We start from the raw sequence: 20,249 nt of genomic DNA, 5'->3' as shown, positions 1-20,249 counted from the left end.
CGCTCGGTGAAGTACAGCGACAGATTCTCCAGAACCGTAAGATTCGCTCATGGTGGACCTGCAGCCGGACCAGCTCCGCGCGCTCGAGGCGATCGCCGCGACCGGCACGTTCGACGCCGCGGCGCGCCGGCTCGGCGTCACGCCGTCGGCGGTGAGCCAGCGCATGCGCGCGCTGGAGTCCGCCGTCGGGCAGGTGCTGGTGCGGCGGGGCAAGCCTGCGGCGCTGACGCCGCCCGGGCGCGTGCTCGTGCGGCACGCACGCCACCTCGCGCTCCAGCAGGCGGACGTGCTCGCCGAGCTGGGCATCGGGCGGGACGGGCAGGACGCGGGCGACCCGGCCGCGCTGCCCGAGATCACGCTCGTCGTCTCCGGGGACGCCCTGACGACGTGGGCGCTGCCCGCGCTCGCCGAGGCGGCGCGGTGGGCACGGCTGGAGGTGCTCCGCGAGGACGAGGAGCACTCGATCCGTCTCCTGCGCGACGGGACGGCGGTCGCCGCGGTCACGTCGGTGGCGGACGCGGTGCCGGGCTGCCGGTCGACCCTCCTGGGCCGGATGCGCTACCGGCCGTGCGCGAGCCCGGCGTTCGTCGAGCGCTGGTTCCCCGACGGCCCGACGGCCGCCGCGCTCTCCCGGGCGCCCGTCCTCGCGTTCGACCGCAAGGACGACCTCCAGGAGCGCTACCTGCGGCTGCGGGCGGAGGAGGCGGGCACCGCGCTCGACCCGCCGCGCCACTACGTCCCGGCGTCGCACGAGTTCCGCCGGGCCGTCGAGCTCGGCATGGGGTGGGCGATGCTGCCCGACCTGCAGAGCGCCCGGGCCGAGCGGGCCGGGCGCCTCGTCGGCTTCGACGACGAGCGGGCGACGGAGGTGCCGCAGCACTGGCAGCAGTGGCGGCTGCACTCCGCCTCGCTCGACCGGCTCGCGACAGCGGTCGCACGCGCGGCGCGCGACGCGCTGGGATAGCACGTCGCGCGCCGCGGGCGTCGGTCAGCCGGCCAGCGCACCGGCCGGTTCGTCGGGCGGGGGCACCTCGTCGGGGCCGACGATCTCGACGAGGTCGAGGGCGTGGCTGAACTCCAGGATCTCGAGCACCTGGGGCGGGACGCCGAGGAGTCGCGGTCGCGACTCCTCGGTCACCTTCATGAGGAGCAGGTGCAGCCCCGACGAGTCCATGAACGTCACGGCCGAGAGGTCGACCGTCTTGGGTCGGCCGTCGATCGTGGCGGCGAGCCGTGCCTTGACGTCGTGGGTGACCGCGAAGTCGATCTGGCCCCACATCACCCAGCGACGGCCGCCGTCCTCGACGCGGACTCCCCCGGTGCCAGTGCTCCCCACGACGCTCCCGTCCCCGACGTCACCGACGGTGCGCCGTGCGCACGGTCAGCCCCGGTTGTTCCGGGTGACCGCACCGTACACGCCGAGGGTGATGAGCGAACCCAGGATGGCGAGGAGCCAGGTGCGGAAGTCGCCCAGGTCGCCCAGCGAGGTCCCGAAGAACACCGAGCCGAGCCACCCACCGAGCAGCGCGCCCAGGATGCCCAGCAGGATCGTGATGATCACCGAACCGGTCTGCTTGCCCGGCAGGACGGCACGGGCGATGAGACCGGCCACGAGGCCGAGGACGATGTACGCGATCCAACCCATGAGTACTCCTCCGATATGTCGGTTTCCCTTGCGGACGTGAACACTCCCAGGGTCCGGGACTCCTCGCACGCGCTGGCGCCGTCTCACCCGCACCCCGTTGCGGACGTCACACCGCCCGACGCGCGGGTGTGACCCTCGCTGCCCCGGTCAGGGGGCGCGCGGGGCGGCAGGCCGAGGGGCGCGGGGGGCGGCAGGTCGAGGGGCGCGTCGAGGCGACGACGGGGTCGGGGCCCGGGACGCCGCCAGGACCGTGCGCTCGACGTCCCGCACCACGGACGCCGCGGTCGCGTCGTCGAGGCGCGCCGCGTCCGCCGTGAGCACGACGTCGACGCCGCCGTCCGGCGCGTCCACGAGGTGCAGCGTGAGCGTGACGCCGCCCTGCTCGTCGGACGCGTCGGCGCGCGCCAGCCGCCGCGACCGCGTGGGTCGTGCGCGCAGCGTCCGGTCGGGCCCGGTGCCGCGCCGGTCGTTGTACCAGCAGGTCCCGTCGTGCGCGGTCGTCGGGTCGGCGGCGGCCTCGCGTCGGAGCAGGTCCTTGTCGTAGTACGCCGAGCGGTACGCAGTCATCGCGGCCCGCCAGACGCGCGGCCCGACCTCCTCGAACGGGGCGTCGAGGCCGTCGACGTGGAGCAGCCCCTCCATCGCCGTCGTCACGACGGCGTCCGCGAGCGTCGGCCGGAACCGGTTGCTCACCATGACCTGGAGCGCGAGGTCGTCCCGGCCCGCGGCGGTGGCCAGCGCCCGGCACGACGCCGCGAGCAGCACCCCGGACGTGCTCGTGCGCCACCGGGCGGCCACGCGTTCCGCGGCGGGCCCGAGGCGGAGCGAGCGCAGGACGGTCTGCCGGTACCGCGGCCGCGCGGCGGCCACCGCGCCTCCCGCGCCTCCGTCCTCCGTGCCTTCGTCTCCTCTGCCCTCGCGGACGGCGCTCCCGCTGTCCGGGCCCTCGCCGTCGGCGCTCCCTCGCGGGAAGACGACGACGGGCGCCGCCCGCATCGTGCGCAGGGTGCGTGCTCGGGCGGCGGCGTCGTGCCGGCGGCCGTCGTGCGACGTCTGCCAGGCCGCCTCGTCGAGCGGCGTCCACGCGGCCCGCTCCGGCGGGGCGCTCCCCGCGGCGAGGGCCGTGAGGTCGGCGTCGAGCACGGGCAGGCCCCAGCCGTCGAGGGCCGTGTGCGCGACGACGAGCACGGTGTGGTGCACCGCGCCGTCGACGGTCACGAGACCGGCGCGCACGGGCAGGTCCGTCGCGTAGTCGAACCTGCGGCCCCAGAGCTCGTGACGCATGCGCGCGCCGCGCACGGCGACGGCGGCGAGGTCGTCGACGCGCTCCTCGACCACCTCGACCGTCCCGACGCCGCAGAGCTCCTGGGCGAAGCCGTCGCCCCGCACGTGGATCCGCGTCCGCAGGGAGTCGTGGCGCTCGACGAGCGCCCGCACCACCTCGACCGCCGCGGCGGTGGGCAGCGGTCGGTCGAGCGGACCGCCCCACACGAGGTTGAACTGGTGGTCCTGCGGCGCGAGCGCCGCCAGGGCCCGCCGGATGGCGGTCTGCCCCCACGTGGCGGGCCCCTCGCCCGCGCTCCCGCGGACCTCGACCCGGTGCACGACCCTCATCGGGCCCCCTCCCCAGCGGCGACCGGTCGCGGCACGCGGACCGGGCGGTCGCGCTGCTCCCCCGGCCAGGTCCGGACGCGGCACACGTGCGGGCGCGCGCCCGGCGTCGCGCACGCGGCGACGGCTCCGTCCGGGGCCGGCACGTCGGACACCCACCACTCCTGCCCGCGCCACGCGCCGTCGTCGGCCCGCACGAGCCCCGGGGCCGCGACGTCGAGGCCGAGCACGTCGAGCAGGCGCCCGCCGACCGCCTTGGCGCACGCCTCCAGGCGCGCGAGGCGACGCCAGTCGTCGGCGGCTCCCGCGGTCCGGGCCGCGGGGGCGAGGTAGCGCGCCGCGACGCGGGCGACGTCCACGCGGGGGTCGCGCACCTGCACGTCGACGCCCACGTCGTCGGCCGCGAGCGCGACGAGCGCGTGCCCCCCGCTCCGGCTGAGGTTCCACCGCTGCCCGACGACGGGCCCCGGCTTCCCGTGCGGCCCCACCTCCCACCCGACGTCCGCGGGTGCCAGGCCCGCGCGCCGCGCGAGGATCGCGCGGGCGGCGACGTGGGCGTGCACGTACCGGGAGGCGTCGACGGCCACCGCGAACCGCCGGGACCGCGCCCGCTCCGCCGCGCCCAGCAGGGTGTCGCCGCCGAGCACGGGGACCGTCGTGTCGACGTACCAGGCCTCGACGTCGAGGACTCCGCTCATGCCACGACCTCCAGGCTCGCGACGCGCAGGGGGCGGTCGGCCCGCACGAGGACCTCCAGCCCGCCGCACAGGGGTCGTGCCGTCACCGGCCGCAGGTCCGGCACGCGGTGGTGCGCCCCCGGCACGGGCTCGGGCCCGACGGCGAGCACGGCCGCCGTCGCCCCGCGACCCGCCGCGACGCCCGCCGCCGAGTCCTCCAGCACGAGGCACCGCCGCGGGTCGACGCCGAGCAGCCGGGCCCCGGCGCGGAAGCCCTCGGGGTCGGGCTTCCCGCGCGTCACGTCCTCCGAGCACACGAGGGGCCCCGGCACCGGCAGCCCCGCCGCGGTGAGGCGCGCGAGCGCGACCTCGCGCGCCGCCGACGTCACGACCGTCCACGTGCGGGCGTCCAGCCCCGCGAGCAGCTCGGCCGCGCCCGGCACGGCGACGACGCCCTCGGTGTCGTCGCACGAGAGGCGGTGCAGCCACGCGACCTCGCGCGCGACGTCGGCGCCCGGCGCGACGAGGCGGACGACCTCGACGTCGCGCCGCCCGTGCGACGCGGCGACGACGGCCTCGCCGTCGAGCCCGAGGCGGGCGGCCCACGCGAGCGTGTGGCGCTCGATCGCGGCGGACGAGTCGACGAGCGTGCCGTCGAGGTCGAGCAGCAGCGCGTCGCCGCGCCACCGCCACACGCCCGCAGGGCCGCCGCTCACAGCAGCTCCGCCGCGCGCGCGGACCGCGCCGCGGCGTACCGGTCGGCGTACTCCTGCGCGGCGCCCGTCGCGTGCTGGAGGCCGAGCGGCGCGCGGCACGGGCGGCCGAGCGGCTCGCCCACCGCGCGGGCCACGACGGGCAGGCCGGGCGCCTCGTCCGCGAGCGCCACGAGGAGGTCGGCGGCGTCGAGCCGCTCCCCGCCCGCGGCCGACGCGCGGCGTGCCGCCCACAGCCCGCGCGAGACGTGCCGTCCGCCCGGCACGAGGCCGAGGAACCCCCGCACCTCCAGCCGCTCGCACGCGAGGACCTCCACCGTCGCCCGGGCGTCCTTGGTCCGCCCGTCGCCGTGCACGGGGTCGGGGCCGCCAGGCGCCGGGTGAGGGCGGCCCGTCCCGTCGCCCGCGGAGGACACGGTCTCGTCCGACCCGACGGCGGTCGCCGCTACGCCGTGCTCGGCCACGACGCCGTGCTCGTCCACGACGTCCTGCTCGTCCGCCACGAGGTGCTCGGCCGCGCCGTCGAGGTCGCCGTGCGCGGCGTGGTCGGCGACGGCGTCCGCGGCCTGCGCACCGCACGACGCGCAGTCGTGCACGACGACCCGCACCGGCACCGCGGGACCGGCCGCGCGGCAGACGACGGCCGCGTCCCGCTCGGCCAGGAGCAGCACCGCGTCGAGCGCGGCCGGGTCGAGCCGGTCGTCGCGAGCGGCGGGGTCGCGACGGTCGTCGTGAGCGGTCGGGCCGGGACTGTCGTCGCGAGCGGCCGGATCGGGCCGGTCGTCGCCAGCGGCCGGGCAGCGACGGTCGTCGCGTGCGGCCGGGTCGGGCCGGTCTCCGCGCGCGCCGGGGCCGGGCCGGGCGGGCCCCGCGGGGGACGCGCCGCCCGCCGTGGCGTCCCGCGCCGTGGCCGCCCAGGTCGCGCCCGCGGCGAGCGCGTCGAGACCGAACGCGACGAGCTCGTCGACGCGGCTCTCGGGGCGGTCGGCGGGGAGCAGCCCCGAGAGCACCCACGTCCGCACCGCGGCCGCCCGGTGCGCCGTCGTCCCGGGGCCGGCGGGCGGTGGCCAGGCGGTCCGCGCGACGTCGGACCCGAGCAGCCAGCACGCCGCGCCGAGCTCGACGAGCGCGGCGGGCGCGACGCCCCCCAGCCGCGGGCAGACCCCTGCGGCGAGCGCCGCGACGTCGTGCGCGACCGCCGCCGGGTGGACGCCGAGCCACCCCGCCCAGGCGTCCCAGGCCCACCCGAACGGGTGCTCGAGCGGCTCGCCCGCCGTGGGGCGCAGCACGCGCAGCGTGCAGCGCGACCGTTCGAGCGTGACGGCGACCGGCCGCAGGGTCGCCGGGACGCGCGCCGGCGTGCGCTCCGGCCCGGGCCGGTCCCACGCGTCCGGGTCGACGACGTCGTCCGCCGGGACGGTGGCGTGCCGGGCGCCGTGCGCGTCGTTGCCCGCGAGGCTGGGGCCGTCGCCGTGCTCGAGCAGGTGCGGCAGCGTCGCGACGACCGGGTACCGCTCGCGCGCGCAGAACGTCACGACGGCCTCGTCGTCGTCGCGCGCGTCGTCGGGCAGGGTCGCGAGGTGCGCGGCGAGCCGTCGGGCGCCGTCGGCGGGGAGCACGAGGCCGAGCGTCGGCACCCACTCGTCGTGGCCGAGCGGCGCCCAGGCCTGGCCCGCGGCCGCGGCGGCGCGCACGAGGTAGGCGTTGCGCGGGCTGTTCCAGTTCGAGTACAGCGCGACGGCGTGCCGCGGCCGGGCCCGCACCGCGCGCCGGACGAGCTCGGCGAAGCCCGCGACGGGCGCGACGTCGTCCTGGAGCACGAGGTGGTGCGTCGCGCCGGGCGCGACGGCGGCCCAGGCGCGCTTCGCGGTGCGCAGCGGGCTGGGCGGACCGTCCGGGTCGGGGTCCTCCACGACGCGGACGTCCAGCGGGGCGCACGCGCGCACGAGGGCGGACACGTCGCCCCGCGCCGGGTGGTGCATGACGACGACGCTCAGCACCGGGTCGCGGACCTCGCCCCGCGCGGCGGTCACCCGCCCCGGCCCGGGCTCCCCGGCGCGCGCGACCGCGGGCCCGGCCGTCACGGCGCGACCTGCCGCGCTCTGCCGCCGCCCGCGCGTCGTCGCACGAGACGCACCGCGACGGGGAGCAGGACGGTCAGCCCGACGACGTTCGCCACCGCGATCGTCGCGTACAGCGCGGTCGGCCCGCCGCCCGCCCGCGCGAGCGCCCCGCCGACCCCGAGCGACACCGCGTGGTAGAGCACGTTGAGCGTCACGGCGACGCGCCCGTACCCGAGCTGTTCGAGCAGCGTCACGAGGTACAGCACGAGGCCCACGCCCGCGTACGACGGCCCGACGACCCGCAGGTACAGCGCCGCCTGCGCGGCGACCTCCGGGTCGGCGGAGAGCTGCCCCGCGAGCAGGGGCGCCGCCGCGAGCACGAGGGCGCCCACGACGACGTACGTCCCCGCGACCACGACCGTCCCGGCCCGGAACGTGCGCGGCAGGAGGCCGAGCGCACCTGCGCCCCACTGCTGGTTCATGACGATGCTCACCGCGGCCGCGAGGCCGATGGCCGGCACGACGACGAGCGTCTGGACCGTCGCGGCGCCGCCGAACCCGGCGACGACGTCGGTCCCCGAGGGCCCGAGCACCCACACCATGACGAGGTTCGTCACGGTGAGCAGGAGGTAGGACAGACCGACCGGCAGGCCGACGCCGAGGAGGAGCGCGCGCACGTCGACGCCCCGGTGGTCCGCCGCGCCCGGTCGCGCGGCGCCGCGCATCCGTCGTCCCGGGGGCGGGAGGAGGCGTGCGCGCACGAGGAGGGCCCACGCGACGCCCGCGCCGACGAGGGTCGACCCGGCGATCGCGACCGGGACGGCGAGGACGCCGAACCCGCCGACCAGCCCGACGAGCCACACGACGAGCACCTGGAGCCCCGCGACGAGCAGCGCCACGGTCGCCGACGCGCCCGTGCGGCCCCAGCCGCGCAGCGCGGCGGCCGCCACCGCCGTCGGCACGGACAGGACGCTCGCGAGCACCGTCCAGCGCGCGAACGCCACGAACTCCGCGACGAGCGGGCCCGGCACGGAGAGCACGGTCGCGAGCGCCGGGGCGGCGAGGACGACGAGAAGAGCCACGGCGCCGAGCACCGCACCGCCCGCGGCGACGAACCGCCCCAGGAGCGCCGCCGTCGCGGACGACGGCACGTCGTCCCGGCCGCGCGCGCCACGCAGGCGCGCGAACCCGACCTGCGTCGAGACGTCGAGACCCTCCTGGACGGCGAGGACGAGGAACGTCACGGGGATGAACAGCGAGCGCACGTACAGGGCGTCGTCGCCCATGTGGCCGAGGAGCGCCGCGACGACGAGCTGCGCGAGCGCCCCGACGACGAGCGCGGCGCAGATCGGGCCCGCGAGCCGCAGGACGCGCCGGCGCAGCTCCGCGACCGACGGCGCCGACGCGCCCGGCAGCCCCGACCCGCCCGGAAGCGCGGCGTCAGGTTCGAGCCCGGGGACGGGCAGGGCCGGTGCCGTTCCCGCCTCCCTAGACGAGCTCGACATGCCGTGCCCTGCCCTGCAGCCAGCCCTGGGCGAGCGTGAGCCGCTGGACGGTCCGCGTGCCCTCCATCATCTCGAGGCCGGGCACGTCGCGGACGAGCTTGTCGAGGTACGGGTGCTCCCACCGCGCGCCGGGGCCGAGCAGCGCGGGCACCGTGCGCGTGACCTCCTCCGCGAGGTCCAGCGCCGTGGCCTTCGCCGCCGCGGGCAGCGTCCCGTCCGCCGGGTCGGCGTCGGCGCCGCGCGCCGCCTCGAGCACGAGGGCCCGGGCCGTGTGGAGACGGTCGTCGAAGGTCTCGAGCAGCCGGCGCTCGTCGGCCCGGAACGACGACCGCTCGGCCCGCACGTAGTCGAGGGCCGCCTGCGTGACGCCCACGGCCAGCGCCGCGACGACGGGGCGGAGCCGGTTGAACGTGCGGACCGCGCCGAGGAGCCCGCGGCGCGACGGCGAGAGGTGCCGGCCCAGGCTGTCCTCCGGGCGGAGCGGCACGTCGCGGAACCGGACCTCGCCGAGCTGCACGGCCCGCATGCCCGTCGTCACGAGCGGCGCGGCGTCGAACCCCGGGCGCGCGGTGTCGACGAGGTAGACCCCGACCCCGAGCGGGCCGGGGCGGTGCCGCGCGAACACGACGCCGAGGCTGGCCCGGGCGACGTTGCCGACGTACTTCTTGTGGCCGCGCAGGACGGCGCCCGGGCTCCCGTCGTCCGCGGCTGCGCCGCCCTCGGTCGCACCGTCCTCGATCGCGCCGTCCGCCGTCGCGCCGCCCGTGGGCGCGCCTGCTGCGACCACCGCGGTCTCGAGCGCGGCGGCGTCCGAGCCGCGGTCGGGCTCGGTGAGCCCGAAGAACGTCCAGGTGCGCGGCTGCGCGACGTGCCGGTAGAAGCGGTCGCGCTGCTCGTCGTCCGCGAGGTCGTCCACCACGACCCCGGACATCGACGGTCCCGGCGCCCCGACGACGACGGACGCGTCGCCCCACGCGAGCGTCTCCGCGACGACGGCGCGCTCGACGCACGTCCGCACGAGCACGGGCACGCCCCGCACGCGCGGCGGGTCGTCGAGATAGCCGGGCGGGAAGCCGCCGAGCTGCCGGTACGGGAGCACGCCGGCGTCGAGGAGCGCGTGCAGCGCGCCCGGGTCGGCGTCGACCGCGAGCGCGCGCTCGCGGAGCGCGACGGCCACGGGGCGCAGGTGGTCCCGCAGCGCCAGGAGGTCGACCGTGGTCATGCGTCCTGCCCTTCCCCGCCGCGGGTCGCCCCGGTCGGCAGCGTCCCGCTCGCGTGGCCGAGCAGGTCGATCGTGCGGGCCAGCCGGGCCGCGTCGCCGTCGACGAACCCCGAGGCGCCGAACAGGTTGTGGACGGCGCGCGACGTGCGGTCGAGCACCGCGGTGACGCGCGCGAGCGTCGTGGCGGGCACCGGCCCGTCGTCGGCCTGCTCCCCGGGCTCCGCGGTCACGCGCGCCAGCAGCGCCTGCGCCTCCAGGTGCGCGAGCGCCGCGTCCGCGAGGACGAGGCGGACCGGCGGCAGGTTCACCGTCGCCGTGCCGCCGATGCTCCGGCCGCGCAGCCGGTCGACCGCACGGTCGGCCAGCCGTTCGCACAGGCCCGTCCGCGCCCACGCGACCCCGACGCGCCACGCGGCGTCCGCGGCGCGGCCGCGCCGGTCGTCCACCGGCCCGGACGCCGCCGCGCGCCAGGCGAGCAGCGGGCCCGCGTCCGTCACCACCTCGCCCAGCAGCACCGACCCGGGCGGCGGGGCGACGTCGTCGGGCAGCAGGACGCACTCCCCCGGCAGCGCCGCGACCGGCAGCACCGCGGCGAGCGCGACGAGCGCCGCGACCGCGCCCTGCTCGCGCGCGACGTCGCGCACCCCGGCGATCCTGGTGACCCGGGCGGCCCCGGCCACCGAGGTCGCAGCACCCCCCGCAGCGCCCGGCGCCGCGACGCCGGCGCTCACCGTGCCCGCGTCCCGCGAGACGACCCCCGCGCTCATGCGAGCACCGCCTCGCGGGCGCGGCCGCCGGCCTCCGGGGCCGTCGCGGCCGACCGCGGACCGAGGGCGAGCGAGCAGCGGTAGCCGAGCTCGACGCACCGCTCGTGCAGCACGACGGGCGCGTCCGGGGCGTCGTCGTCAGCGAGCACCTCCCAGACGCCCGTCGCCGCAGCCCCGGGGTCGGCGTGCCGCACGACGTCGCCGTCGAGCAGGGGCACGTCGGCCGGGTCCACGTCGACACCGAGGACGACGCGCCGGACGTCCGGGCCCGCCCCGCGGGGTGCGTCGGACGAACCCGCCGGCGTGGTGGGGCCCGCGGGTCGCGGACCCCGCGGGGCGCGCGCGACCGACAGGTTCTCGACGGGCCGACCCGCGCCGTCGCGCGCGACGACGACCGCCACCACGCGGTCCCGCGCCGGGACGCGCGTCGCGGTGGGCGGGAGCGTGCACTGCTCGAGGACGAGCACGACGGCCGTCCCTGCTGGCCCGGCACCGTCCGGCCCGCCGCCCGGCCCGCCTCCCGGTCCGCCGAGCGACCCGACACCCGGCCCGCCGTCGGCGAGCAGCTCGCCCGCGAGCCGCAGCGCGGTGAACGGGCCCGCGAGCCCCTGCTCCGTGACGCAGAAGGTGGACGGGCCGCCGTCGAACAGGTCCGCGACGAACCCGCCGAGGAGCCGTTCGTGCTGGAGGTCGGGCGTCGTCACGACGAGCACGACGAGGCGCACGTCGTCGAGCAGGCCGCGCCCGTCGAGCGCCGCGCGCGCCGCGCGGATCATCGTCGGGTAGTCGCGGCCCGGCCCGTCCTCGAGCCAGTCCGTCGGCTGGTCCTCGCCGTAGACGTACCGCAGGTCCTCCGCGACCGACCGCCGCGTCCCGTCCCCGACGGGCGCGAGGTCGTCGACCGGCACGTCCACGACGGCCCGCACCCGCAGCGCGTCCTCGCGCGGATCCGACACCGGCGAGGCTCCGGGCCCCGCACCGCTGCCCCCGAGCGGCACGTCAGTTCCGGGTCGAGTGCTCGACGACGAAGTCGGTCAGCGAGCCGACCGTCTCGAGGTGGTGCTGCTCGAGCGACTCCGGGTCGACCTCCATGTCGAGCGAGTCCTCGAGGGCCATGAGCAGGCCGAGGACGCTCGTGGAGTCGAGGTCGAGGTCGTCGAACAGGCGCGTCGCCGCAGTCACGTCAGGCAGCGGTCGCCCGAGGACGCTCGACAGCGCCTCGACGACGGCCCCCACGACGCGCTCGCGGCCGAGGGCCTCCTGCGGCTCGGTGCTGGTGCTCACGATGGTTCCTCCGGTGGTGGGTCGGCGCCCGCGGGGCGGGCGGTGGCTGGACGACGGCGGACGGGCGGTGGGTCAGGGGACGGCGCCGACGGCGACGGGCTCGACCCGCGCACCGAGGTCGTGGAACACCTGGCGCGCGAGGAGGTCGTCGGGCGTGTCCGCGTGCCGGACGAGGAACGTCTCGTCGCCCAGCGTGAGCACCTCGGCCGGGTACCCGTGGCTGAGGAAGTGCACCGGCGACGCCGTCGCGCCGTACGCGCCGGAACGGTCCACCGCGACGAGGTCGCCCGGCGCGAGGTCGGCCGGGAGCGGCACGGCCTTGCCGATCGTGTCGTTGGGGGTGCAGAGCGGGCCCGTCACGTTCCACGCGACGTCCTCGGCGGTCGACGCGGGCCCCACGCGACGCATCGGGAAGTTGCGCTTGACGAACGACCCGATGCCGACGGCCGCCATGTGGTGGTTCGTGCCGCCGTCGGCCACGGCGAACCGCTCGCCCATCGACTCCTTGACGTACCGCACGCGCGCGACGTACGTGCCGCACAGCGCCACGAGGTAGCGGCCGAGCTCCATGACGAGGTCGGTCCGGGGGTGGCGCTGCACGAACGCCTCGACGACGGGGTTGAGCGCCGCGGTGAGGACCTCGACGTCGAGGTCGCGCTCGCGCTCGAAGTACGCGACGCCCAGGCCGCCGCCGACGTCGACGAGCTCGAGCGGGAACCGCAGGCGCTCCGCGAGCCGTTCGGCGAGCTCGAAGATCCGCGTCGTGTTCTCGACGATCGTGCCCTCGTCGAGGATCCGCGTCCCCATGTACACCTGGACGCCCACGACGCGGGCCGCGGTGAGGCCGGCGCACAGGTCGGGCGCGTCGAGGAGCTGCTGCTCGTCGATGCCGAACTGGCGCGGCTTGCCGCCCATGGTGAGCCCGGAGCCCTTGACCGAGAACGACGGGTTGACGCGCAGCACGACGCGCGCGGGCCGTCCCACCGCCTGCGCGAGCTCGTCCACGAGCACGAGCTCGGGGAGCGACTCGACGATGATCGCGCGCACGCCCGTGTTGAGGCACGAGACGAGCTCGTCCCGGCTCTTGCCGGGGCCGAGGAACAGGACGTCCTGCGGCGCGACGCCCGCGGCGAGCGCGGTGCGCAGCTCCGCGAGGGACGACACCTCGGCGTTCGCGCCGAGCGCGTGCAGCAGCCCACAGACGCTGACGTTGGGGTTCGCCTTGAGCGAGTAGAAGATCCCCAGCGCGGGGTGCAGCCGCTCGCGCAGCGCCCGGTAGTTCGCGGCGAGCACGTCGCCGTCGTATACGTACACGGGGGTCCCGTACCGCTCCGCGACCGCGGCGAGGTCCGCGCTCCCGGGCGTCGTCGGCCGGTTCGTGGTCATCGGGCGTCTCCTTCGGTGGAGCGGCCGGTGGGCCGCGAGGCCAGCCGCTCCGTCACGGCGCGGTCGAGGCGGGTCAGGGTGTCCTCGTCGGGCGCGACGAGGAGGCCGTGGAGCCGGCCCGCGAACGTCGTGCCCGGCGTCGGCCCGGACGCGCCCGACGCCCCCGCGTTGACCGTGCCGGTCCCCTGGACCACGAGGCCCGCCTCGCCGGGGGCGCCGGGCAGCAGGTCGCCGAGCAGGTCGTGGAGCGCCGCGAACGGGAGCGGCGCGTCGAGCACCAGCGGGTACTGGCGCGCGAGCGCGACCCACCCGTCGGGCTGGAACCGTTCCTGGAGCGGGACGGTGTACGTCGACATGTTGCTGCGCGCGTTGATCTCGAGGACGGGCAGGAGCCGGCCGTCGGTGCGCACGAGCGCGTCGACCCCGACGAGGCCGTGGAAGCCGTCGGCCGCGAGCCGCGCGCCGAGGCGGCCCGACAGCTCGGCCAGCGCGTCGACCTGCTCCGCCGGCAGGCGCGACGGGATGCGGTGGCCCTTGTGGACGCCGCCCTCCGTGATCGCCTCCTTGACGAAGTCGAACGCGACCGAGCCGTCCCGCGCGACGGTGAAGTGGTAGTTGACGTCCGTCGCCTTGTCGGCCCACACCTCCACCACGACGGCGAGGCGGTCGTCGCCCGAGCGCGCGGCCCGGCGCGCGACCATGCGCACGAGCTGGTCGAGCCGGCGCGGGTCGTCGACGACGAGGATCCCCTTCCCGGAGACGCCGTACGCGTCCTTGACGCCGACGGTCGCGCCGTCCGCGACGAGCCGCGCGGCCTCGGCGCACGCACGCTCGAAGTCCTCGACGGTGCGGCACGCCCAGCCACGCGCCTGCTCCACGCCCAGCTCGTCGCACAGCCCGCGGCTGTAGACCTTGCTGTTGACGGTCTTGGTCGTCGCCGCGTCGGGGAGCACCGAGCGCAGGCCCGTCGCCGTCGCGAGGTCCTCCTCGGCCGACGACGTCCCGTGCGCGAGGAGCCGCACGCCGTCCGCCGCGAGCTCCCCCAGGCGCGCGAGCAGCGCGGGCGAGTCGAGCGCGTCGAGCGTCACCGTGCGCAGCGGGTCGCTCGACCCGGCGACGTGCACCGTGGGGAGCCCGACGCCGAGCGCGTCCAGGTGCGCGAGGTGGTCGGGGTCCGGCTCGGCCTTGAGCACGACGTGGTCGCGCGGGCCCGCGAGGAGCAGCGCGAGCTCGTCCATGCGGTGGACGAGCGCCGCCGTCGCCGACGCGCCGCCGACGGCGGGCAGGCCGACCTCCCCGGCCGCCCACGCGTCCTCGACCTCGACGTTCCCCAGCAGGACGAGCGGCGCGTCGGGCGCGCCCGCGAGCGCGCGCTTCGTCCGCGCGAGGAACGGCTCGCGGCCGGCCGCCGTGGTGGTCTGCGGGGCGGTCCCCGTCACCTGGTCGACCGTCATGCCTGCTCCTTCGTGTCGTGGGCCGTGGCGCCGTCGGAGTCCTCGGAGACCCCGGTGACCCCGGAGCCCTCCGAGGCCTCGTGGCGCAGGACCATGGCGGAGAACGTGGCGCCCAGCCCGACGGCGACCATGAGGAACGGGTCGCCGGGCCGCAGCCGGCCCTCGGCGCGCGCGGCGGCGTAGCCGATGAACGAGTCCGCCCCGAAGCAGTGCCCGGTCACCGGGACGTCGTCCAGCCGGACGCGCGCGAGCGGGAGGCCGAGACGCGCGCACAGCCGCCGCCAGGACACGCGGTTGACGTTGTGCGGCAGGACCAGCGCGAGGTCGTTCAGCGTGAGGCCCGCGCGCTCGACGGCCTCCAGCACGACCTCGGCGAGCACCTCGGTGTACGCGACGCCGAACGGGCCCGCGAGGTCCTCGGGGAGCGGCACCTGGTGGTACTCGCCCAGCGTGCGGGTCGCGTAGGCGAGCACGGGGCTGCCCGACGCGGGCCCGTCGGCGGACGAGCCTGCCGGGCCTGACGCCGCGACGAGGCACGCCGCCGTGCCCTCGCCCATGATCGTCGTGCCCTCGATGAGCCGGGAGCCCGGGCTGAACGCCTTCTCGCCCGTGAGCACGAGCGCGAGCGCGTCCGGGTCGCCGTCCGACGCGAGGAGGCGCCCCGCCAGGTCGACCGCGAGCAGCGCCGACGCGCACGCGTGCTGGGTGAGCGTCCACACGACCGCGTGGTCCAGACCCAGGCGCGTCGCGGCGTCGTGCAGGGGGTTCATCCCGACCGGGGCGACCGTCGCGATGGTCCGCGCCCCCAGCACGTACCGGACGCGGTGCTCGTTGCCCGCGAGCCCGGGCACGGCGCGCGCCGCGGCGACGAGCAGGTCGGTGAGGGTCTGCCCCGGCGCCGTGCACACCTCGCGCAGCCCGAAGAACCGCTCGAACACGCCGAGCTCGAGGTGGTCGAGGCCGAGCTCGTCGGCGAGGTCCCGGATCGGCACGCGCGTCGCGGGCACGTGCGCGCCGACGTCGACGAGGGTCGTCATGCCGCCGTCCCGGGGACGTCGACGACGCTGCGCAGGTGCGCCGCGAGCGCGCGGGGCGTCGGGTTGTCGACGACGGCCTCCGGGTCGATGTCGACGCCGAGGACGTCCTCCAGGTCGCCGAGCAGCGCCAGCACCTGGACCGAGCCGAGGCCGAGCCCGGCGAGGTCGGCCCCTGGGTCCACGTCGGCGGGGGCGACGCCGAGCGCGGTGGCGACGTGGCGCAGCACGAGGTCGTCGAAGGCGTCGGGGCGGGGTGCGGTCATGGTCGGCTCCCTGCGAGCTCGGGGTGCGCGCGGTCGCGGGCCGCGCGCAGGGAGTGGAGCGCGGCCAGGTCGCCCCGGCCGTGCAGGTCGCGCGCCCGGCCGCGCTGGATCTTGCCGCTCGTGGTCCGCGGCACCTGGCCGGGACGCACGAGGACGACGTCGTGCACCGCGGCGCCCGAGACCGTCGCGAGGTGGGCCGCCATCTGCCGGACGACGGCGTCCAGCTCCTCCTCGGCGCTCGCCGCCCCGCCCGCCCGGGCGCCCGGCGTGGGGCGGAACTCCTGGACCGCGCACAGCGTTCCCGGTCGGCCGTCCGCCTCGAACACCGCGCCCGGGCGGCCCTCGGCCCCGGGGTGCAGGCGGCGCAGCTCGCGCTCCAGGTCGTACGGGTAGAGGTTGCGCCCCGCGACGATGAGGAGCTCCTTGATGCGGCCCGTGACGACGAGCTGGCCGCCGTGCAGGGCCCCCAGGTCGCCGGTCCGCAGCCACGGGCCCGTGCCGTCCGCGGCGACGGCGCCGAAGGTCTCCGCCGTCGCGGACGCCGCCGCGTCGCCCCAGTACCCGGCCGCGACGCTGCCGCCGCGCAGCCAGACCTCGCCGACCGCGCCGTCCGGCACGGTGGCGCCCTCGCCGTCCACGACCCGCAGCTCTACCCCGCTCGGCACGCCGCAGCACACGAGGCGCGCGCCCGGCCCCTCGACCGCCGCAGCGTCGGGGAGGGCGGACAGGTACGTCGCCTCCTCCGTCACGACCAGGCGGCCGTCGGCGAGCGCCGTCTCGTCCGCCGTGACGACGAGCGGGAGCCGCCTGTCGGGGTACGTGGCCGTCAGCGTCGCCTCCGCGAGGCCGTAGCCCGGGCCGTGCGCGGACCCGCGGAAGCCCACGGGCTCGAACCGGCGCGTGAACGCGTCGAGGACGGCCGGGTCGACCGGCTCGGCGCCGCCGAGCGCCCAGCGCAGGCGGGACAGGTCGAGCTCGGCGAGCTGGTCGTCGCGCACGCGCCGCGCGCACTGGTCGTAGCCGAAGTTCGGCGACGCCGTGACGGTCGCCCCCGTCTCGGTGATGGCGGAGAGCCAGCGGACAGGGCGCTTGAGGAACGACGTCGAGGGCACGACGACCGCCGTCGCCCCGAGGCCGAGCGGCACGAGCAGCATCCCGACGAGGCCGAAGTCGTGGTACCCCGGGAGCCAGCTGCAGAAGACGTCGTCCGGGACGAGGCCGAGCGTCGTCGTGAAGGCGTCGTGGTGGTGCAGCACGTTCGCGTGCGTGACCACGACGCCCTTGGGGCTGCTCGTGGACCCGGAGGTGTACTGGAGGAACGCGACGTCCTGCGGACCGGGGCGGTCCCGCCGCGCCGGGCCGTCCGTCGCGCCGTCGACCACGGTGACGGCGACGGGACTGCCGTCGGCGCGCCGCAGCGGCACGGCCCACTCCGTCGTCTCGATCGCGGCGGTCGGGTCGACGAGCACGACGGCGGCGTCGCAGTCCGCGAGCATGCCCCGCACGCGCTCGCGCTGGTACGCCTGCCCGCCCGGGAGGGGCGACGGGACGGGGACCAGCCCGGCGGAGAAGCACGCGAGGAGCCCGACGACGAACGACGCGGTGGCGGAGTAGAGGACCAGGGCCCGGTCGCCCGGCTGGTGCAGGGACGCGAGCCGCCCCGCGAGCGCCGCCGCCTGCGCGTCGAGCTCGGCGTAGGTGAGCGTCCGACGCTCCCCCACCTCCGGCACGACGACGACCGCGGGGTGGTCCGGGCGCTCGCGCACATGGTCGCGGACGAGGTCCACGAGAGTCCGGTCGTCCGGCAGCACGCCCACGTCGCCCCCTGCTCGCCGGCGCCGGGACCGTCCCGACGCACGCGGACGCCGGGAAGCACGCGCCCCACCCCGGCGGTCCGGGGGAAGCCTCGCAGCGGTTGCTCGCGGTGTAAACAAATTCACGTGGCCGGAAGAGGACAAATGCCTTCTCTCGACCGCAACCCGTCACATCGGTCCGCACCGCGGGACGGCCCGGGACCGTTGCCGGGGTCGACTACAGTCACACGGCGTGACCTCGACGGAGCGGGACCCGGTCCTCGGGGCCCGCCGTTCCGCGCGGGCCCTCGCGCTGCGCCGCGCGCACGACGTGCTCGTCCTCGACGACGGCAGCGAGACCTGCCCGGAGCCCCTGTGGCTCCGGGTCCGCGAGCGCGCCCGCCACGCCGCACGCCTCCGCGTCGTGATGCTCGGTGCCGGTCGCGGCGAGGTCACGGACGGCACGCCCGCGCAGGACGGCGGCCCCGGTCGTGCGGCGGGTCACCCCGGTGACGCGAGCGGCGGCGCCCCCGCGGTCGAGCGACGGGTCGCGACCTCCCTCCCGGTGTCGCTCGTCGCCCTCGACGACACCGTCGTGCTCGTGGCGCGCCCCGGGCGCACGCGCGCCGTGACCGACCGCGACGCCGTCGCCGCGCTGCGCGCCCTCGCCGAGTCCGAGTGGGACCGCGCACGGCCCGACGGCGACGCCCTCGCCCCGAGCGAGGACACGCTGCTGCGGCTGCTCGCCGAGGGCAAGACCGACACCGCCGTCGCCGTCCGGCTCGGCGTCTCGCCCCGCACCGTGCGCCGTCACGCTGCCGGCCTCATGGGGCGGCTCGGCGCCACCAGCCGGTTCGAGGCCGGCGTCCGGGCCGCGCAGCGCGGCTGGATCCGGATGACCGACCGCTAGCGCGCCGCGTCCGCCGCGACCTGGGCGTCGCTGCGCAGGATGCAGAACTCGTTGCCCTCCGGGTCGGCGAGGACGACCCAGCCGCCGCCGTCGGGCGTGCGGCGGTCGGCGACCTGGGTCGCGCCGAGCGCGAGCAGGCGCTCGACCTCCTCCTCGCGCGACCCGTCGGTGGGCTGCAGGTCGAGGTGGACGCGGTTCTTCAGCTGCTTGTCGTCGGGCACCTCGACGAACAGGACGTGCCCGCGGCTCTCGACGGGCGTCGTCGCGTCGGCCGGCGGGACGATCATGCACTCCTCGTGGCCGGGGAGGTTCGGGTCGCCGGGCACGTCGGTGTACCCGAGCACCTGGGCCCAGAAGACGGACTGCGCGTAGGCGTCCCGCGCGTCGAACGTGGTGTGGGAGATACGAGAGGTCATGGCGCGACCCTGCCACGCGCTCGCCGCGCGGGCACCGGCTTTTCGGCCCACACTGACCGGCGTGAGCCCACGGACGAGGCACGTCGCATGGACCGGCTGGGACGACGACCCCGACCGCCTCGAGGCGGCGACGGTCACCGTGCGCGGCGACCGCCTGGCCGCGCTCGGCACGTCGCGCGCCACCACCTACGCGACGGCGTGGGCGCTGCGCACCGGGCCGGGCTGGGTCACGGAGCACCTCGACGTGTCGGTGCGGGGCCTCGGGTGGTCGCGGCACCTCGACCTCGTCCGGATGCCCGACGGCGCGTGGCGGGCCGACGTGCGCGAGGCGGGGACGCCGCCGTCGGGCCTGGCCGCGCCCGGCGTGGAGGACCCGGCCACGCTCGACGGGGCGCTGGACTGCGACGTCGCGCTCTGCCCGGTGACGAACACGATGCCGATCCTGCGGCTCGGGCTGCTCGGGGACGACCCGCCGGCGCACGAGACGCACCTCGTGATGGCCTGGGTCGAGGTGCCGTCGTTGCGCGTCCTGCGCAGCGACCAGGTCTACGCGGCGCGCGAGCCGCTCGACCCCGCGACCGGGCAGGGCGTCGTCACGTACACGAGCGCGACGCGGGACTTCACGGCCGACCTCACCGTCGACGCCGACGGTCTCGTGGTGGACTACCCGGAGCTCGCGCGCCGCCTCTGACCCCGCCGACCACGAGGTTGCTGTCGCTCTCGCGTCGAGGACGACAGGAGGCTCGTGCTCGACCGCGCGCAGGGTCGTGGTCGGCGAGGCGTGCCCGCCCGGTCAGTCCTGCGGCGGGCGGCGCAGGCGCTTGACGTCGGTCCGCCGCTTCTTGGCGGCGATCCGCCGCTCGACGGACCCGCGCGTGGGCCGCGTCGCCCGCCGCGACGGCCCGGGCGGCGCGACGGCCGCGGCCAGGAGCGCGGCGAGCCGGGCGCGCGCCGCCTCGCGGTTGCGCCGCTGCTCCCGGTGCTCGGACGCCGCGACCGTGACGACGCCCCCGACGACACGGCGACCCAGCCGGTCCAGCAGGCGTGCGCGCTGGGCGTCGGTGAGGACCGCCGACCGGGCGACGTCCCACGACAGCTCGACGCGCGAGTCCGTCGTGTTGACGCCCTGCCCGCCGGGGCCGGACGAGCGCGAGAACCGCCACGACAGCTCCGCCTCGGGGACGACCAGTGCGGTCGTCACGCGCAGGCCGGTGCGGGCGTCGTCGGGCATCCGTCCATCGTGCCCGACGAGGACCCCCCAGCCCAACGGATTCGGACCCCGGCCCCCTTCCCGACCACCGTCCGTCGAGCACGGGACGAGCGAGCGGAAAGGGCCTTCCCGGTCGCGGACCGCGTGCTCGGCGCAGCCGTTCGACGGGCGGGACGACCCGTCCGACCTGCAAGATCACAGCGCGCCCTCCTTGACCTCAACCGTGGTCGAGGTCCTAGCGTGGCTACATACCGACGGAAGGAACCTGAGGAACCATGCCTGTCTACACTCTC

The 20,249-nt window shown here is 77.4% G+C and carries 21 protein-coding genes; 3 read left to right on the top strand and 18 right to left on the bottom strand.

Annotated features, from left to right (window positions below):
- Nucleotides 1–49 precede the first annotated feature (49 nt).
- Nucleotides 50–964 carry a LysR family transcriptional regulator ArgP gene (locus ACPCUX_RS17180; RefSeq protein ID WP_423389241.1) on the top strand — a complete coding sequence of 305 codons (915 nt, stop codon included), beginning with the start codon at nt 50–52 and terminating at the stop codon, nt 962–964.
- A 24-nt stretch (nt 965–988) separates the two neighbouring features.
- Here the strand turns inward: ACPCUX_RS17180 and ACPCUX_RS17175 are convergent, their stop codons facing one another.
- The 16 genes from ACPCUX_RS17175 to ACPCUX_RS17100 all read right to left on the bottom strand — a co-directional run bounded on the left by ACPCUX_RS17175 (nt 989) and on the right by ACPCUX_RS17100 (nt 17,444).
- Nucleotides 989–1,336 (bottom strand): STAS domain-containing protein, encoded by a 348-nt coding sequence (locus ACPCUX_RS17175; RefSeq protein WP_170963661.1) that lies wholly within the window; start codon nt 1,334–1,336, stop codon nt 989–991.
- Between the two features lie 45 nt (nt 1,337–1,381).
- Nucleotides 1,382–1,645, bottom strand: a complete 264-nt coding sequence (locus ACPCUX_RS17170) for a GlsB/YeaQ/YmgE family stress response membrane protein (protein ID WP_009863124.1) — start codon at nt 1,643–1,645, stop codon at nt 1,382–1,384.
- Nucleotides 1,646–1,792: 147 nt separating this feature from the next.
- Complete coding sequence (locus tag ACPCUX_RS17165) at nt 1,793–3,259, bottom strand: hypothetical protein (RefSeq protein ID WP_423389240.1); 1,467 nt, start codon at nt 3,257–3,259, stop codon at nt 1,793–1,795.
- The gene (locus tag ACPCUX_RS17160) at nt 3,256–3,954 is read right to left on the bottom strand and encodes a 4'-phosphopantetheinyl transferase family protein (protein ID WP_051028342.1); all 699 of its coding nucleotides are present in this window, start codon (nt 3,952–3,954) and stop codon (nt 3,256–3,258) included. Before ACPCUX_RS17160 ends, ACPCUX_RS17165 begins: the two co-directional genes overlap by 4 nt.
- On the bottom strand, nt 3,951–4,649 hold the full coding sequence (locus ACPCUX_RS17155) for an HAD-IA family hydrolase (protein WP_396049727.1): 699 nt from the start codon (nt 4,647–4,649) through the stop codon (nt 3,951–3,953). The genes ACPCUX_RS17160 and ACPCUX_RS17155 overlap by 4 nt, the downstream gene beginning before the upstream one ends.
- Entirely contained in the window at nt 4,646–6,730 is a 2,085-nt protein-coding gene (locus ACPCUX_RS17150) for a hypothetical protein (RefSeq protein ID WP_423389239.1), read from the bottom strand. The genes ACPCUX_RS17155 and ACPCUX_RS17150 overlap by 4 nt, the downstream gene beginning before the upstream one ends.
- Nucleotides 6,727–8,214 (bottom strand): MATE family efflux transporter, encoded by a 1,488-nt coding sequence (locus tag ACPCUX_RS17145; RefSeq protein WP_415297611.1) that lies wholly within the window; start codon nt 8,212–8,214, stop codon nt 6,727–6,729. The genes ACPCUX_RS17150 and ACPCUX_RS17145 overlap by 4 nt, the downstream gene beginning before the upstream one ends.
- The gene (locus ACPCUX_RS17140; RefSeq protein WP_423389238.1) at nt 8,198–9,436 is read right to left on the bottom strand and encodes an acyl-CoA dehydrogenase family protein; all 1,239 of its coding nucleotides are present in this window, start codon (nt 9,434–9,436) and stop codon (nt 8,198–8,200) included. The genes ACPCUX_RS17145 and ACPCUX_RS17140 overlap by 17 nt, the downstream gene beginning before the upstream one ends.
- A complete protein-coding gene (locus ACPCUX_RS17135; RefSeq protein ID WP_423389237.1) occupies nt 9,433–10,203 on the bottom strand; it encodes an acyl-CoA dehydrogenase family protein in 771 nt (256 codons plus the stop codon). The genes ACPCUX_RS17140 and ACPCUX_RS17135 overlap by 4 nt, the downstream gene beginning before the upstream one ends.
- Nucleotides 10,200–11,159: a hypothetical protein gene (locus ACPCUX_RS17130; RefSeq protein ID WP_423389236.1), complete on the bottom strand. Its 960-nt coding sequence runs from the start codon at nt 11,157–11,159 to the stop codon at nt 10,200–10,202. The genes ACPCUX_RS17135 and ACPCUX_RS17130 overlap by 4 nt, the downstream gene beginning before the upstream one ends.
- Nucleotides 11,160–11,202: 43 nt before the next feature.
- Entirely contained in the window at nt 11,203–11,487 is a 285-nt protein-coding gene (locus ACPCUX_RS17125) for an acyl carrier protein (RefSeq protein ID WP_061268877.1), read from the bottom strand.
- A gap of 72 nt (nt 11,488–11,559) precedes the next feature.
- Nucleotides 11,560–12,873, bottom strand: a complete 1,314-nt coding sequence (locus ACPCUX_RS17120) for a type III PLP-dependent enzyme (protein WP_423389235.1) — start codon at nt 12,871–12,873, stop codon at nt 11,560–11,562.
- On the bottom strand, nt 12,870–14,327 hold the full coding sequence (locus tag ACPCUX_RS17115; RefSeq protein WP_423389234.1) for a hypothetical protein: 1,458 nt from the start codon (nt 14,325–14,327) through the stop codon (nt 12,870–12,872). Before ACPCUX_RS17115 ends, ACPCUX_RS17120 begins: the two co-directional genes overlap by 4 nt.
- A complete protein-coding gene (locus ACPCUX_RS17110) occupies nt 14,324–15,364 on the bottom strand; it encodes a 3-oxoacyl-[acyl-carrier-protein] synthase III C-terminal domain-containing protein (protein WP_171467176.1) in 1,041 nt (346 codons plus the stop codon). Before ACPCUX_RS17110 ends, ACPCUX_RS17115 begins: the two co-directional genes overlap by 4 nt.
- The gene (locus ACPCUX_RS17105) at nt 15,361–15,627 is read right to left on the bottom strand and encodes an acyl carrier protein (RefSeq protein ID WP_144723492.1); all 267 of its coding nucleotides are present in this window, start codon (nt 15,625–15,627) and stop codon (nt 15,361–15,363) included. The genes ACPCUX_RS17110 and ACPCUX_RS17105 overlap by 4 nt, the downstream gene beginning before the upstream one ends.
- Complete coding sequence (locus tag ACPCUX_RS17100) at nt 15,624–17,444, bottom strand: fatty acyl-AMP ligase (RefSeq protein ID WP_423389233.1); 1,821 nt, start codon at nt 17,442–17,444, stop codon at nt 15,624–15,626. Before ACPCUX_RS17100 ends, ACPCUX_RS17105 begins: the two co-directional genes overlap by 4 nt.
- Before the next feature lie 229 nt (nt 17,445–17,673).
- Here ACPCUX_RS17100 and ACPCUX_RS17095 point away from each other — a divergent pair, with 229 nt between their 5' ends.
- Complete coding sequence (locus tag ACPCUX_RS17095; RefSeq protein ID WP_423389232.1) at nt 17,674–18,330, top strand: helix-turn-helix transcriptional regulator; 657 nt, start codon at nt 17,674–17,676, stop codon at nt 18,328–18,330.
- On the opposite strand, the gene ACPCUX_RS17090 is transcribed toward ACPCUX_RS17095, so the two are convergent.
- Nucleotides 18,327–18,746 (bottom strand): VOC family protein, encoded by a 420-nt coding sequence (locus ACPCUX_RS17090; protein ID WP_423389231.1) that lies wholly within the window; start codon nt 18,744–18,746, stop codon nt 18,327–18,329. The two genes, ACPCUX_RS17095 and ACPCUX_RS17090, sit on opposite strands and share 4 nt — an antisense overlap.
- Nucleotides 18,747–18,807: 61 nt before the next feature.
- Between ACPCUX_RS17090 and ACPCUX_RS17085 the strand changes: the two genes are divergently transcribed.
- Complete coding sequence (locus ACPCUX_RS17085) at nt 18,808–19,437, top strand: putative glycolipid-binding domain-containing protein (protein ID WP_423389230.1); 630 nt, start codon at nt 18,808–18,810, stop codon at nt 19,435–19,437.
- Nucleotides 19,438–19,539: 102 nt separating this feature from the next.
- Here ACPCUX_RS17085 and arfB read toward each other — a convergent pair whose 3' ends face one another.
- Nucleotides 19,540–19,977: an alternative ribosome rescue aminoacyl-tRNA hydrolase ArfB gene (gene arfB, locus ACPCUX_RS17080; protein ID WP_423389229.1), complete on the bottom strand. Its 438-nt coding sequence runs from the start codon at nt 19,975–19,977 to the stop codon at nt 19,540–19,542.
- Nucleotides 19,978–20,249 lie beyond the last annotated feature (272 nt).

Source organism: Cellulosimicrobium sp. AB352, assembly GCF_049538415.1.
GTDB lineage: Bacteria > Actinomycetota > Actinomycetes > Actinomycetales > Cellulomonadaceae > Cellulosimicrobium > Cellulosimicrobium funkei.
Note: the sequence above shows the minus strand (reverse complement) of the source record. Positions and strands in the feature narration are given on the sequence as shown.

Excerpts from the sequence above, each read along its gene's own strand:
- ACPCUX_RS17120 (WP_423389235.1), bottom strand. The coding sequence starts at position 12,873 with ATGACCACGAACCGGCCGACGACGCCCGGGAGCGCGGACCTCGCCGCG.
- ACPCUX_RS17115 (WP_423389234.1), bottom strand. The coding sequence starts at position 14,327 with ATGACGGTCGACCAGGTGACGGGGACCGCCCCGCAGACCACCACGGCG.
- ACPCUX_RS17110 (WP_171467176.1), bottom strand. The coding sequence starts at position 15,364 with ATGACGACCCTCGTCGACGTCGGCGCGCACGTGCCCGCGACGCGCGTG.
- ACPCUX_RS17165 (WP_423389240.1), bottom strand. The coding sequence starts at position 3,259 with ATGAGGGTCGTGCACCGGGTCGAGGTCCGCGGGAGCGCGGGCGAGGGG.
- ACPCUX_RS17145 (WP_415297611.1), bottom strand. The coding sequence starts at position 8,214 with ATGTCGAGCTCGTCTAGGGAGGCGGGAACGGCACCGGCCCTGCCCGTC.
- ACPCUX_RS17090 (WP_423389231.1), bottom strand. The coding sequence starts at position 18,746 with ATGACCTCTCGTATCTCCCACACCACGTTCGACGCGCGGGACGCCTAC.
- ACPCUX_RS17170 (WP_009863124.1), bottom strand. The coding sequence starts at position 1,645 with ATGGGTTGGATCGCGTACATCGTCCTCGGCCTCGTGGCCGGTCTCATC.
- ACPCUX_RS17105 (WP_144723492.1), bottom strand. The coding sequence starts at position 15,627 with ATGACCGCACCCCGCCCCGACGCCTTCGACGACCTCGTGCTGCGCCAC.
- arfB (WP_423389229.1), bottom strand. The coding sequence starts at position 19,977 with ATGCCCGACGACGCCCGCACCGGCCTGCGCGTGACGACCGCACTGGTC.
- ACPCUX_RS17180 (WP_423389241.1), top strand. The coding sequence starts at position 50 with ATGGTGGACCTGCAGCCGGACCAGCTCCGCGCGCTCGAGGCGATCGCC.
- ACPCUX_RS17135 (WP_423389237.1), bottom strand. The coding sequence starts at position 10,203 with ATGAGCGCGGGGGTCGTCTCGCGGGACGCGGGCACGGTGAGCGCCGGC.
- ACPCUX_RS17140 (WP_423389238.1), bottom strand. The coding sequence starts at position 9,436 with ATGACCACGGTCGACCTCCTGGCGCTGCGGGACCACCTGCGCCCCGTG.
- ACPCUX_RS17160 (WP_051028342.1), bottom strand. The coding sequence starts at position 3,954 with ATGAGCGGAGTCCTCGACGTCGAGGCCTGGTACGTCGACACGACGGTC.